Genomic DNA, 13,813 nt, shown 5'->3' on the forward strand with positions numbered 1-13,813 from the left:
ATGCAAGCTGTGCCTATTCGTGGCGCGGTGCGGGCGTCCTGCGCGACAACGCAGCAGCGCCGGCAAGAGGTATTTGGCCGTCACGCCAGCGCAGTGCGACCACTCGTCACCACCATCCGTTCGGCGAGTGCCCATCGGGCGCGTCGGGTTCTATCCTGCCCCCGTCATCAATCGCGACGCGGGGGACGAGCGAGCATGACCAGCCAACGCGGATTCTGGGATCGGATGGCCGAGCGCTACGCCGCGCGGCCGATCAAGGACGTCGCCGCCTATGAGGCGATGCTGGCGGACGCGGCCGGGCGGCTGTCGCCGTCGGATCGAGTGCTCGAGATCGGTTGCGGCACCGGCGGCACCGCGATCCGCCTCGCGCCCGGGGTGGCGCAGTGGACCGCGACCGACCTGTCGCCCGAGATGGTGCGGATCGCCAGCGCGAAGCCGGCGCCGCCAAATCTAAGCTTCGTGGTCGCCGATGCCGATCTCTCCACCGGCGAGCCGCCATACGATGCGGTTTGCGCGTTTCTGATCCTGCACCTGGTCGACGACATCCGCGCCACGCTGTCGGCCATTCGCGACCGGCTCAAGCCCGGCGGCCTGCTGCTGAGCAAGACCTATTGCATCGGCGACATGAATCCGGCGCTGCGCTGGGGCGTGATCCCGGTGCTACAGCGGATCGGCTGGGTGCCGCCGATCAAATCGCTGACGTCGCAGCAGTTGCGGGCCGCGATCGCGGAGGCCGGATTCGAGATCGAGGCCTCACGCACTTTCGGCAGCAATCGCCACGCCCATTATGTGGTGGCGCGGAGGCCGGCCTGAGCCGTTGCGGTGATCGTCCCGGCGAGACTCGCATGCCGGGACGATCGCGCTGGTGTTAGTCCGGGAAGTCGCGGGACGTCAGCTGGCCGTCGCCGTCCTTGTCGATCGCCTTCATCCACGCCGCGCTGCCGTCGATGAATTCGGCGCGCGACACCCGGCCGTCGCCGTCAGTGTCATTACGCGGCAGCGTCAGGCCGTCGGCGATCTGCCGGATCTTGACCTGCTCCTCAGGCGAGAACCGCGCGATGCCGGCGTCGCGCACCTTGTCGAAGCGCGCATATTCGTCGCGATCGAGATAGCCGTCGGCATTGGCATCGAAGGCGTAGAAACGATGCTCGCGTCCCTGCTTGATCTCGGCCAGCGTGACGATGCCGTCATTGTTGCCGTCCCACTGCTCCAGGAAGTGGGAAAGGCTGACTGAGTCCGCGGCGATCGCCGGCGCGACAAGGCTGGCAGCCGCGATGGCCGCCAGAAGAAGGCGTTTGGTCATATCGTATCCTTGCTGGTTGATCAGAACGACGCCTTGATGCCGGCGTAGAAGCCGCGGCCGTCGCCAGGCAGGAATGCCGCCTGATCGGGGCGCGCCTGATCCACCACCAGCGAAGTCGCCGCGTAGGTCTTGTTGAACAGGTTGGTGATCTCGCCGAACACCCGGAACGTCTTGTTGATCCGATACTCGCTGCGCAGATCCACCACCGCGTAGGGATCGGCGTACAGCGTATTCATATTGTCGACCGGCACCGACGCCGGGCTCCAGCGCACCGCGCCCTGCACCATCCAGGCGTCGGTCGCCTGCAGCTGCAATTGCGCGTAGATCAGATGCGGCACCGCGCCGCCGAGCTTGTTGTTGCCGCGCAGCGGATCGTTGACGAAGCGGAAGTCCTGATAGGTGTAGGCGAGCCGGCCGGAGAGCTTGTCGGTGAACTTGACGCCGGCGCCGAGTTCGATGCCGAAATGCGTGGTGCGGTCGGCATTGATCGCGCCGATCGAGGCGCCGGTGACATCCCGCAGGTTGAGCAGCTCGTTGTCGATCCACGAGTAGTAGGTGACGACGTCCCAGGAGAACCGATCGGCGCGGCCGCGCCAGCCGCCTTCCACCGTCACGGCGGTCTGCGCCGACAGGTTCGGCGTCGCGAACGCCGCTGCGACCAATTTAGGATTGGCCGGTGTCGGCCGTCCGGGGCTGGTATTCGGCGTGCCGTTGATGGTCGCGATCAGGTCGTCATGGGTCGGCGGCTCGAAGCTGTGGCTGCCGGCGATGAAGAAGGTCTGCGTCGCGTCGGGTCGATACGACAGCGCCAGGCTCGGATTCCAGCCCGAGTAGGATCGCGCGTAGCCGTTGTCCTGGGTCGGCACCGAGCCGTTCGGCAGCAGCACCGTGGGCTTCGCGGGATTGTACGCGATGGTCGGCCGCGCCGCGGCGGTGTAGCGGTCGTCATTGTCGCGCGTCGCATAGGCATAGGAGATCGCCGGCGACACCGTCCATTGCTGCCAGACCGGCACGTTGGCGCCGGCAAACAGTGACAGCGTCTGTGCGTCGAGCCGGTTGCTGCCGAACTGAGCGCCGGTCATGCCGCTCTGGTTGAGATAGTAGTCGCGATCCGCCGAGCCGACGCTGTACTGCGCGGTGGTTTCGAACAACGGCAGCAGCGCGTCCGCCGGGTTATAGGCGTAACGGACGAGGCCGGTGAAGTCGCCGCCCTTGGTACTGCGTACCCCCGAAGAGATCGGAAACCGGAAGGTGTCGTCGGTGTAGGTGTAGCCGAGCGCGATATCGATCAGATGGGCATCGAACGTCGCGGTGGTGCGGTTGCCGATCATGAACTGGCTGGCGTCGCGCCGCGGCTTGTCGCGCACCGCGTTCGGTCCCGGATTGATCGCGACGCCGTTGACCACGGTCGGTCCGGTCGCGGTCTGCCGCGGATTGGCGAACAGCGCGTCCTTGTTGATCGGGCCTGCGACGTCGAAGCCGAGGTCGGTGTAGCCGAGGAAGAACCGGGTCTTGACGTTCTCCGACAGCGCGATGCCGACGTTAGCATTGAGGCTGTTGCGGTCCGACGAATTGTAGTCGCGGAAGCCGTCGCGGCGCGTGGTGTCGAATTGCAGGAAGGCGTCGACGTTGTCCTTCTTGGTGCCGATCTGGGCGCTGCTGTTGATCTGGCCGAAGCTGCCGCCGCTCACCGACATCTGTACGCCGGGCTGGCTCGATCCGGTCGGCGAGATGAAATTGATCGCGCCGCTCAGCACCGTGGCGCCGAGCCGGTTGGCCATGTAGCCGCGATAAACTTCGATCGCTTCGGCCTGCCGCGGATTGGCGAAGCCGACGATGTAGGAGCCGTCGGCGCGGTTGATCGGCAGGCCGTTATACAGCACCAGCACGCCGCGCTCGGCCGGGTTCTGCTGCGCCGAGCCGCGCATTTGAATCCGCGGCTGGTCGTTGGCGCCGAGAAAGTTCTGGATGATCAGTCCGGGAACACCGGACAACGTGTTGGCGAGCGTCGGGTTGCCCGCGTTCGGCATGTCCTTCTGCGACACCAGCGCGACGCCGCCGGCCAGCACGTTGAAGCGCTCGCGCACCAGGTCCACCGTCTGAGCGGCGGAAGCTGCCGGCGCCGCGCTCGGTGGCGCGGCAGGAGCGGCGCGGCGCACCACGGAGCGCGGCCGCGCCGGCGCGCGGACCGCTTCGCGCGGCTGCTCGACCACGATGGTGTCGAGCGTGATGGTGGCGCCGGGCGTTGCCGATTGCGCAAAGCAGAGCTGGCTGCTCGAGGTCAGCAGGGCCGCCAGCGTGATGGTTCGCAGCGGCCGGCGTGGTGCCGCCGCAAGCGTCTTGCCGATCAGGCTGCGTGTGTCCGGATGCGCATCCGCTCTCATTCTTCGATCCCGTCCATTCGATCATCGCCCGCCTTCTCGGCGTGCGGCGCGGCGATGGCTCGCCCTCCTTGCGAATGAAAGATCGCGCCCTTGCGGGACGCGACAGCCGGCACACAGGCCCGCGTCAGCGACCGCGATCACGACCTTTCGGTTCTGATCTCGATGGCAATCGGGCTTTCTCGATCAGCGCCGACCATAGCGAGCGCATCGCCGCGGCTTTTTGCTTTCGAGCAAACAACGCCGGCCGTGGGCGCGGCGGCCCCCTGAAAAGCTCGCGACTGTGACAATTGTTCACGTGCCGATTAGAGGCCTTCAAAACCACAGCGGCCAGCGCCGCTGATAGGAAGGATGCGTAGGAAACGCCCGCTGATAAACCCCGCAGGGTCGCAAGGTTGATGATGGAAAAGGGTGTCCTACGCGCCGCTGCCACACGCAGCGCGCTATTCTCGCAATTGCCGCCTGCGGAGACGTCGCGCCTGTTGGACGCGTCGAGCCTGCGGCAATTCCCGGCCGGGCAGGCGCTGTTTCACCAGGGGGACGTGCCGGAGTATCTGTTTCAGATCCTCAGCGGCTTGGTCCGCGTCACCCAACTCAACAGCGAGGGCGAGCAGATCACGCTGCGGATCATGCGGCCGGGCGATCTGTGCTGCGTGGCGGCGTTTCGCCAGCGCTCATATCCAGCTACCGCCACTGCGATCAAGGCCACCTCGGTGCTGGCGTGGCGGACGAGTTCGTTCATCGCGTTGACCCAGCAGAGCCCGGCGCTCGCCGACAACGTCGTCTGCATTGCCGGCGACCGGACACGCGAGATGCTGCAGCGCGCCACTGAGATGACCGGCAAATGCATCGCGCAGCGGATCGCCGCCTCGCTGCTGCGGCTGTCTGCCCAGGCAGGCGTCCAGACGTCCGCCGGCATTCATATCGAATCCCCGGTGACCCGGATCGACCTCGCCTCGATGGCAGGCCTGACCTACTTCACCGTCAGCCGCACCCTGAGCGCCTGGCAGAAACAAGGTCTCGTCAAAAGCGGTCGCCACCGCCTGACGATCCTGGACCTCAGCCGAATTTCCGAGATCGCCGAGCCGCGGTGTGGAGTTGGTTGAGACGAACGGCCCGCGCACGTGCGGCAAATGAATATAGGAATCATTAACGCGGCAGCCCTAGTCCTTAGGTCTTAATTAGACGTATGGATCGCTGCCGGATCGACGATGAGGGAAGACTCTGTCGCCTCGGTTTTGTCGGACGAGGCTCGCGCACGTCTCTATGATCAGGCCCTGACCGCCGCTGGGATCGGCGCCTGGGAATGCGACCTCGCAACCGAGCGCCTGAACTGGACCTCCGCGGTCTATGATCTGTTCGGCTATCCGATCGGCAACCCGCTGCGGCGCGCCAGCATCGTCGATCTCTATGTCGACGAATCCCGGCGCCACATGGAGCTCGCGCGCGCCGAAGTGATCCAGAGCGGACGTCCGGTCACGCTGGAGACCGAGATCCGCACCTGGCGCGGCGAGATGCGCTGGATGCGGCTGTCGATCAACGCGCTGCGCGAGGGCGGCCGCCCGGTGCGGATCTTCGGCTGCAAACAGGACGTCACATCCGACCGGCTCGCGATCGAGCGCCTCCGGCGGCAGGCCGAAACCGATCCGCTCACCGGTCTCGCCAATCGCGCCTGCTTTCAGACGCGCTATCGCGAGGTGGTGGGCGACAGCCTGCATCATGGCTTCGCCTCGGCGCTGGTGCTGATCGATCTCGACGGCTTCAAGGAGCTCAACGACACGCTCGGCCATCTCGCCGGCGACGCGTGCCTGTGCGAAGTAGCCCAGCGCCTGCGCCGCGCCTTCCATAGCGCCGGCCTGATCAGCCGTCTCGGCGGCGACGAGTTCGCCATCATCCTGCGGACGCCGACTAGCGCCGAGCGGATTGCCGACGTGCTGCGGCGGACCATCGTAATGTTGAGCCGTCCGCTGTTCTGGAACGGCCATCGCATCAAAGTCAGCGCCTCGATCGGCGCTGCCCTGATCGGCCGCCCTCACCAGCGGCGGATCGCCGACCTGTTCGCCGAAGCCGACCTCGCGCTGTATCAAGCCAAAGCTGCAGGGCGGAATCGCGTGAGCCTGATCGGCGATCAGGCGCAGAGCAGGGCGGCTTAGGGGTTATTACCCGCGTCAGCTCATGCGCGCGAAGGCGGTGCCTATCGTGCGGCGACTTGTTCGTCGGGCATGCAATTGGAAGGTCGCGAGCACATCCTGCACGTAAACAGAATGGCGCACCCGACACGATTCGAACGTGTGACCTTTGCCTTCGGAGCAATTTGACCTAGCCATCCTTTATGCACGCTAGGACACGCCATGCTTCGACAACCACTTGAAACCTCTGGACTATTTGGTTTTGCGCGCCGAATTGTCTATCCGAAAATTCGCTCCGATATTCATTCGGCTGCTTCCGTGGTGCTTCCGTGGAAACAGCCCCTCGTTAGCGGGGGAGATGCCACATGGCAAAGCTGACCAAGCGCATTGTGGATGCGGCCAGTGTCCGAGAAAAGGACTACTTCCTTTGGGATGACGAGCTACCTGGCTTCGGCCTCCGTGTGTTCGCTTCCGGCAAGCGCAGCTATCTCATCCAGTATCGCGCCGCCGGACGGACACGGCGCTACACCATCGGTCTGCATGGGGTTTGGACGCCGGAGACGGCCCGGCAAGAAGCGAAGGTGCAGCTCGGCCGCATCGCCAAGGGCGACAATCCCGCAGAGGAACGTCAGCTCGACCACCAGGCGATCACGGTCAAGGAGCTTTGCGAACTCTATCTCAAGGATTTGGATGCCGGGCTCATCCTTGGAAAGGGTGGCCGACCGAAGAAGGCCGGCACGATCGTGAGCGACATCGGACGGATTCGCCGGCACATCATCCCGCTCATCGGCAACCGGCGGGTCAAGGATCTCGTCAGGGCCGACATCGCCAAAGTGTTGAAGGACATCATGGCCGGGAAGACTGCAGTGTCGGTCAAGACGAAGAAGCTGCGCGGCAAGGCGATAGTTCGCGGCGGCGTCGGAACCGCGACGCGAACCGTCGGACTGCTCGGCGGGATACTAACCTACGCCATGGAAGCCGGCATCATCACGGCGAACCCGGCGCACGGCGTCCGCAAGCCCAAGGACAATGTGCGCGGCCGTCGCCTCACGGAGGCCGAATATCGCACCCTGGGCGAAATCCTGCGCAAAGCCGCCGAGACTGAGAAGTACGCCATGACCGTCGACATCATCCGCCAGATCGCGCTCACCGGGTGCCGGCGAAGCGAGATGATCGGTCTCATGTGGGCCGAGGCGGACACGGGCACCAGTTGCCTCCGTCTGGCCGACAGCAAGGAGGGGGCATCCATCCGTCCCATCGGGCTTCCCGTCGTCGAGTATCTGGAGGAGCGGCGCAAGAATCAGGCGGGAACCTATGTGTTCCCCGGCCCGCGAGCGGAGGACGCCGCGTTTGGCGGTTTCCCCAATCATTGGAAGCAGATTTTCAAGGACTCGCCGCTTGCCGACATCACGCCGCACGTTCTGCGCCATAGCTTCGCCAGCATAGCCAACGATCTCGGTTTCACCGAGGTGACGATCGCGGCGCTCGTCGGCCACTCGAAAGGCTCGGTGACGAGCAAATACATTCACACGCTCGATACCGCGCTCATCATGGCCGCCGATACAATCTCGGGCTACATAAATGGGCTGCTCCAGGGAATCGAATTCAAGCAGACGGCCTACGCATTGGATCGAGATTCCCGTCGAGCGGCACTTGACCTCTTCCTGACCAAAGCGGTGGGAGAGTCGGCGAACGAAGCCGAAGACGAGGAGCGTCGTCTGGCTGCCTGAGAACTGTATCTCGGGGCGTCGTCAGGCGCAGGAGAATATACGATCTGCGAAGTCCCCCGGGATATGCGGAACACTCAGCGTTTCGAGCAGGCGGGTGGTCATCACCAGGTTGATGCCAGTCGCTTGCATCGGGTCGCCGGCATCGTTCATCCGGTGGAACACCTCGCGGAGCGGCTTTTCGATGCGGCCCTTCCGCGCCTTGCCGTCCCGCGCGAAACGCATCGCGCAGCCCGCAAGGATGTCGGCTGCCTGGAGGCATGGTTCGATCTTCCCGGTCGCGAAGATGAGATCGCCACGCCCTCGCAGGCGATAGTCGGCGAACGGAACGATCGGCAGAGCAGCCTCGGTCGCGAGTCGCTCCATGAGCCTCTTGGAGTCATCGAGTACCTTTGCGTACTGCATCTGCCCGTCGTGAACGAGCTGGGCCCCGTCAAGGCTCGCAGGACGGGACTGGTTGAGACGAGCGTAGATGTTCGTGAGGCACTGGAGGTTGGGCAGCATCCAGACCTTTTTCCCGGTGGCTGACTCATCAGCGATCGGCAGAAATTCCTCGGCCTTCGCCGACGATTTCCGCACGCGGTCCCGCGCGAACATCGTCAGCACCTGTGCTGTTCGGGCGATCTCGGCGTCAGAGCGATCCAGCCAGTCCCAAAGCAGATCGATGACGGCGGCTACGGATGGCACCGAGAGTGTCTCGCTGGCGTTGATGTAGGCCATCAGCACTGCGTCGGAATCCTCGTCCGAGAGGAATTCTGCGATCATATTGCGGCTCGCCATATCGACATTACCGAGACCGTAGGGGCCGCAAAGCAGGTGATTGACGATGTGGATCGCGACGAAGAACCGCTTGTCCACCAGTTCCACGAAGAGCGGCCATCGGTGTTGGCCAAGGAAGGTGATCAGCTCACCCGCGATCGGCGTCAGCTTCTTTCCCAACCTGGTCGATTTCAACTCGCCTTCACCGCAGGCGTAATGCACACGTAGCCGATCCAACTCCGCGGCCAACAGCGCAGCATCACCCGTTCCGACGCAGGCCAGTGCGAAGAACGGTTGGCCTGCGAAATCGAGCGCCTTAGCCGAGGCGAGATCGCCGCCATGGCCGCTTTCGTCGAGGAAATAGCGGTCTACCAGAATGCTCAATGATGGGTGTTTGCCGTCGTTGGTCATCGGCCGTGACACTGCTTGTAGTTCCGGCCTGACTGGCACGGACATCGCTGGCTTCGGTCGGCCTTGGTTCGACTTCGTGGGGACGGCGCGGAGCGAGATGAATAGCTCGTCAAACAGCACCATCCTCCCAGCGGACGGCCCGCAAAAACTCATCGCGTGTCAGCGCGCAAAGGGCGAACTCGCCACGCTTCAATGGACTGCCGAGGCGGGCGGCCACGCCAGGACCAGCGAGGTAGAAGATGTATGGGCCCGCATGGAAGAAGACGTGGGCGGCAGCGCGCTTCCATTTCTCAATGAACTGCTTGTTCGGTCCCATCCACCGCATGATCGCGAACTCCTTGCCATCGAGATCGACGACGCGGGATTTGAAATCGAGCGACATGCCGAAATAGGTCCCTAGGAACGAGCTTTCGCTATGGATGTGGACCAGCCAGAACATCCGATGCCCGCGCCGATAGAAGGCCTCCCGCGCATTGCGCTCCTCCTCGCTGATTGAGGAATGCTGTAGCTCCAGCACGGTGGCCATAGGCGTGCCGCTGCCGACTAGAACATCCGCGCGATGCAATTCTCCGGTCGCCGGATCGCGCAAAGCGATCTCCCGGCACGACATGTCGAAAAGCTCTTTCCAGCCGAGGTGCCAAGGCCCCTCGGGCTCGCTCCAGGGATCGCAGTCGCCCGCCTTGTGCCGCCAGTGGGGCGTGTTCTCGACCGGCATGACGGCGGTGAGCAGCCCGCCACAGTCGCGGCAGGTCGTGCGCTCTCCCTTCGCGGCGGGCGCACGTTTCTGGTCGCCGACCCAAGCATAAAGCATGACTACCGTTCCCCTTTACGCATCGGCTGTCGGCCAGCGCAGTTTCCCGCGGCCGACGCGCAAGGCCTCAACCAGCCTGGTGCCGCCGGGCAATCGGCCCGAGAAGAGGCTGGGCTTGGGATCGACCGCCGGCTTCTTGAAGGCGGCGACCCGCTGGTAGTCAGGCGTCGTCAGCCAGGTCCGCCCATCACCCTCGTCGGTGACGATGCGATAGAGGCCGGCAGGCGGAGCGGCGGCGGTGTCGAGCAGGCGTTTGTAGTTTTCGACCGACCATTTCTGGATGCCACCGCTGAGGGCTTCCGTCCGGAACCGCGCCCACAGCGCGGCGGTGTCAGGCGTCGGCCAGTCGCCGGCGTCAGTGTAGGCCGTGATCTCGTCGGATTCGAGCCAGGCCCGCATTTCGGGGGGCGTGACAAAGACCGGCTTGGCATCTTCGATCGCGGCCATGGCTGCGCGCCTCGACGGCAGGCCCGCGCGGATCAGCATGGACATCATGAATTGGGGCACGCCGGTTTCCACCGCCGCCGCGGCGCCGCCCGCCACCGTTTCAGGCACCCAACCGCGGGACATGCGACGGGTGCGGACGGCTTCCAGCGCCCAGACCAGGCGATAGGTGAAGGCCTCCTCAACCGCCCGCATGTTCTGCGGGCCAATCTTGGCGACATCCTCACCAGATACCCAGCTTCGCAGGATCGCTTTCCAGTTCGCCGGCAGCGCGTTCGCCTTATCGGGAATAAAGGGCCGTATGAACAACAGGCGTTCGCCGAGACCGCCCAGCGCATCGACAAGTTTGTCGATGTCGCCGCTCAGTGCCGCCTCGTCCGCTCGGTCGAGGAGTTCGGCCAGCTCGTCGGCCATCGCGTCGATCGATAGGCCAGCCTCGAGCCCAACACCCATGGCGAAATGTCCGCGCCGCGCCTGCGCCGTGGTGGTCTTCCAGATGAGATCAGCGCGTGCCTCGAAGACCTTCTTGTGCAGCGGGGCGACGTCCTCATCCTCGCGGGCGATCTGCCGGGCCCAGAGCGATCCCGTGAGCGCCTCGTCCAAGAGCTTCGGCAGGTCGGCGCGGTCGGCATCAAGTGCTTCGATCAGGCCGAACACGGTCGCATCAAGGCGCTCAACGATTTGCGAAAGCGGCTCCTCGTCGATGGTCTCTTCCTCGTCATCGCCACCGCCTTCGTCGTCATCGCCATCGGCGTCATATTCCGCACCGGCCGCCAGGCGCTCGGCGACCGCGGCTTCCTCTTCGGGCGATCGCCAAGCCTCCCGGGCGTTGGCGAGATATTCCCAAGCGTCATCGCGATCCAGGACACCTTCGCGGGAAAGGCGCTCAAGGATCTCCGCAACGATCTGGATGAGACCGCTCTTCAACGTGCGCGCCTTGGCCGAAGCGACGAGCTTTCGCCACTCCTTCTTTCGCCAGTCGATCTTGTCGAACATGACGTGGACGATGAGGCCTTCGACGTCCACGAAGGCGCGCCCGGCGCGGCCGGCGACGTTCGCGAACTCCTCGCCCTTGATCTTCTCGGACGCCCGATACAGCGCTGGTACCAACAAGACGGCGGCGTTGAGATTGAGACCCTGCGACAGCGTCGGCGACGCGACAATGACCTTCAGGACGCCCTCGGACAGCAGGGCCTCCAGCTCGCGCAGGAACGGGCTCGGCAGCCGACCGTGGTGAATGGCAACGCCCGCCTTCAGGCAGGCCACGGCTGGATGGTCTTCGCCCAGCCATTCCTTGCCGACTTCCAGAGCACGGGCGATCGACGCCTCGTCCTCCAAGAGCGAGTCCAGATAGCCCCGCTTGCACAGGTCCACGACCTGTCTGCCATAGCTCTCGACCCAATTCGCCTGGGTGGAAAAGATCAGGGTCCGCTTGCCCTGGCCGGCAAATTCCCACGCCGCGAACAGGGCGAGATGCGAGTTCTTACGCGGATAGGGCTTCTTCTCTTTCCCGAGAGCCGCCTTCTCCACGACGAACTTGTCGAGGAACGGACCATCGTCGTCGAGGTCGAGTCGGAGCAGCGCATCCTTGCCCCGCCAGGTGAGTGCGCCGAACCGCTGGCGCGTGGGGCGCCAATCCGAACGCACCGGCTCGCCGGGTTCGTCGGAGCGTATCCAGGCGGTGAGATCGTCGAGTTCGTCGCCGCTGGGCAGGATCGCCGACAGACAAACGATACGGCGTTCGCCTGCGTCCGCGCGCCGAAGCAGGCGCTGCACGAGGGTTTCATAGCGGATCTCGCGTTCGCTCGGGCCAATCATGTGGCCTTCGTCGAGGACGATCAGGCCGACATCGTCGATCAGCGAGGGGTCGCTTCTCAGCGCGAAATCGAGCTTCTCGGGCGTCGCGATGATGATTTCGCGGGAGCGCAGCGCGTCTTCATCGCCAGCCGAAAGGCCGCTGGCGCCGTAAAGGGAGGAGACGCTAAAGCCGAGCGGCGCGAAGGTCTTTCTGAAGGATCGCTCGGTCTGCGCCGACAGAGCACGCAGCGGCGTGACGATCAGCACCCGGCGCGCCGACGACAGGGTCATCAGCGCCGCGATCTCGGCCACGCGGGTCTTGCCGGCACTGGTCGGCAGGGCGACGACCAGATCGTCGGTGACGTCGGTGGAGCGCCGGGCCGCTTCGCGCTGCGACGGCCACAGCTCCACCTCGGACGTTTTGCGGGCGTAGAGCGACGAGATGAACAGCCGGCGCAGGTCCGGGTATTTTTCCTCCGTTCCCTCCGGCGGCTCGGTCGGCAGGTTCTCATGCAGCGAATGCTGCCAGAGGTCATCGATCAGGTGACGGCACAGGTTCGATATCCACCACAGCGGAACATTCTCGGCGTTGTCCGCCAGACTGACCGCGGTGGCGAGCAATGCCCGCGCGGTCTCGATCGGCTCGGGCTCGCCCGTCTCGAGCGCGAAGTCAAAATGCGCCAGAGCCCGGCAGATCGTCGTGTTGAGGATGGTCGACAGCGCCTCGTCGATGTCGGGATCTTCGCCCGCCAACGCTTCGGCGATTTGCTCGTCGTCGTGCGCCTCGTCGTCGAGCCACCCGCGAACGAAGCCGCGCAACTGGCCGAGATCGCGCAGGATCAGATGCCGGATCGCCGTTTCGCCCGGCGAGGCATTGAGGTCGTCCGCCGTCTCGTTGAAGAGCGAATAGGCAACGGCCGAGAAGCCGGCCAGGTGATAGGCCGCTGCGGCGATCGTGCGACGGAAACCACGATCGGGGGACTCCGGATCGCCGTTGCGCACCAGGGCTTCGAAGGCGTTGGCGGCCCGCTCAAATGCCTTGCTGGTCAAATCCGACGAACCGGCCTGAGCGCGCAGGGCCATCGCGCCCCGAAGCAGGGCAAAGCCATGCTCGGCGAGGTCGGTTTCGATCGTCGCGCCGAGCGGCGGCGCATTCGCCGGCAGCACGCCTTCTTCGCGCATCAGCGACCAGGCGGCGCCCCGGTAGAGCAAGCGCCCGAGGATGCCATCGACGGTCGCGGTCGCAAGGAACGCGGTCAGCTCGTCAATCGTCTCCAAGGTCTTCCGCCTCCTGGTACATGGCCGCGATGAAGTCCTGGTGATCTTCGATGTGAATGTTCACCACGTAGTGGTCCCGGTTGGTCCCAGCGGCGTCGAGGTCCTCCTTCAACGAAGCGTGCGGGCCATTGCCGGACACGGTGAACAGCATGTGGTCGATGCGATCTGCGCGAAGAGACTTCAGGCCTACCTCGTCACGAAGGCTGCGGCCCAGCGCGTTGTCATCCGGGTCGTTGCTCTCCAACAGGCGATTGGCGACGAACAGCAGGGAATCGGGCGTGCAGCGTCCATTGTCGCGGTTGAGCACCTTGCGGGCGCTCGTGACCGTGGCCTTGCCGAGCACCTTGTTGCTCTTCGCTTCGCCTTTTAGGAGCCAGAGCTTCTCGCCGGCCGCATCGTATCCGGCGCCGATGAAGTCGTCGCCGCGCATAGCCATGTTGCGCCCATCCTTGTAGCGGAGGCGGCGCACGGGGACGCGGAGCCCGATCTCTTCCTCAACCAGCTCGGTCGCGAGAATCTCGCCGAGATCACCGGAACGACCTTTGGACGTCTGCGGCATCGCCTCGCTGAGGATCTTCGCGGCGACTTTGTATCCGAGGCGATCCACGTCCTCGGCGATGCGTTCGAGCCGGTCGTAATGCGAGCGGATTGTCTCGGCGAGATCATCGCGAATCTCGTCGCGACCGCCGTCCTTCTCGACATAAGTCCAGTAGCGCTTGCGCTTATTCTTTTCCTTGGTGGCGTCGCACCACTCTTTATACAGCCCCACTAGT

Annotated in this window: 11 protein-coding genes; 4 read left to right on the top strand and 7 right to left on the bottom strand. The window is 64.6% G+C overall.

Annotated features, from left to right (window positions below; all coding sequences use genetic code 11):
* Positions 1 to 195 precede the first annotated feature (195 nt).
* Complete coding sequence (locus tag VRZ08_RS04825) at positions 196 to 813, top strand: class I SAM-dependent methyltransferase (protein WP_414531746.1); 618 nt, start codon at positions 196 to 198, stop codon at positions 811 to 813.
* A 55-nt stretch (positions 814 to 868) separates the two neighbouring features.
* Here VRZ08_RS04825 and VRZ08_RS04830 read toward each other — a convergent pair whose 3' ends face one another.
* Both VRZ08_RS04830 and VRZ08_RS04835 read right to left on the bottom strand, forming a co-directional pair.
* A complete protein-coding gene (locus tag VRZ08_RS04830) occupies positions 869 to 1,303 on the bottom strand; it encodes a hypothetical protein (protein WP_414531747.1) in 435 nt (144 codons plus the stop codon).
* A gap of 20 nt (positions 1,304 to 1,323) precedes the next feature.
* Positions 1,324 to 3,687, bottom strand: coding sequence for a TonB-dependent receptor family protein (locus VRZ08_RS04835; RefSeq protein ID WP_414531748.1), 2,364 nt, complete (start codon positions 3,685 to 3,687; stop codon positions 1,324 to 1,326).
* Between the two features lie 398 nt (positions 3,688 to 4,085).
* Here VRZ08_RS04835 and VRZ08_RS04840 point away from each other — a divergent pair, with 398 nt between their 5' ends.
* The 3 genes from VRZ08_RS04840 to VRZ08_RS04850 all read left to right on the top strand — a co-directional run bounded on the left by VRZ08_RS04840 (position 4,086) and on the right by VRZ08_RS04850 (position 7,543).
* Positions 4,086 to 4,790: a Crp/Fnr family transcriptional regulator gene (locus VRZ08_RS04840; protein ID WP_107357386.1), complete on the top strand. Its 705-nt coding sequence runs from the start codon at positions 4,086 to 4,088 to the stop codon at positions 4,788 to 4,790.
* A 105-nt stretch (positions 4,791 to 4,895) separates the two neighbouring features.
* Positions 4,896 to 5,837: a diguanylate cyclase domain-containing protein gene (locus VRZ08_RS04845; protein WP_414531749.1), complete on the top strand. Its 942-nt coding sequence runs from the start codon at positions 4,896 to 4,898 to the stop codon at positions 5,835 to 5,837.
* A 341-nt stretch (positions 5,838 to 6,178) separates the two neighbouring features.
* Positions 6,179 to 7,543 (top strand): tyrosine-type recombinase/integrase, encoded by a 1,365-nt coding sequence (locus VRZ08_RS04850; protein ID WP_414531750.1) that lies wholly within the window; start codon positions 6,179 to 6,181, stop codon positions 7,541 to 7,543.
* A 21-nt stretch (positions 7,544 to 7,564) separates the two neighbouring features.
* Here the strand turns inward: VRZ08_RS04850 and VRZ08_RS04855 are convergent, their stop codons facing one another.
* Genes VRZ08_RS04855 through VRZ08_RS04875 form a run of 5 tightly spaced genes read right to left on the bottom strand, consistent with a single transcriptional unit; the run spans position 7,565 to position 13,809 of the window.
* Positions 7,565 to 8,710 (bottom strand): DUF3800 domain-containing protein, encoded by a 1,146-nt coding sequence (locus tag VRZ08_RS04855; RefSeq protein ID WP_414531751.1) that lies wholly within the window; start codon positions 8,708 to 8,710, stop codon positions 7,565 to 7,567.
* Positions 8,707 to 8,823, bottom strand: coding sequence for an SEC-C metal-binding domain-containing protein (locus VRZ08_RS04860; RefSeq protein WP_414531752.1), 117 nt, complete (start codon positions 8,821 to 8,823; stop codon positions 8,707 to 8,709). Before VRZ08_RS04860 ends, VRZ08_RS04855 begins: the two co-directional genes overlap by 4 nt.
* Complete coding sequence (locus VRZ08_RS04865; RefSeq protein WP_414531753.1) at positions 8,820 to 9,521, bottom strand: competence protein CoiA; 702 nt, start codon at positions 9,519 to 9,521, stop codon at positions 8,820 to 8,822. The genes VRZ08_RS04860 and VRZ08_RS04865 overlap by 4 nt, the downstream gene beginning before the upstream one ends.
* A 15-nt stretch (positions 9,522 to 9,536) precedes the next feature.
* Entirely contained in the window at positions 9,537 to 13,040 is a 3,504-nt protein-coding gene (locus VRZ08_RS04870; RefSeq protein ID WP_414531754.1) for a DEAD/DEAH box helicase, read from the bottom strand.
* Complete coding sequence (locus tag VRZ08_RS04875; protein ID WP_414531755.1) at positions 13,027 to 13,809, bottom strand: DUF1837 domain-containing protein; 783 nt, start codon at positions 13,807 to 13,809, stop codon at positions 13,027 to 13,029. Before VRZ08_RS04875 ends, VRZ08_RS04870 begins: the two co-directional genes overlap by 14 nt.
* Between the last annotated feature and the right edge of the window lie 4 nt (positions 13,810 to 13,813).

It is taken from the genome of Rhodopseudomonas sp. G2_2311, from assembly GCF_047501505.1.
Classification (GTDB): Bacteria; Pseudomonadota; Alphaproteobacteria; order Rhizobiales; family Xanthobacteraceae; genus Rhodopseudomonas; species Rhodopseudomonas palustris_H.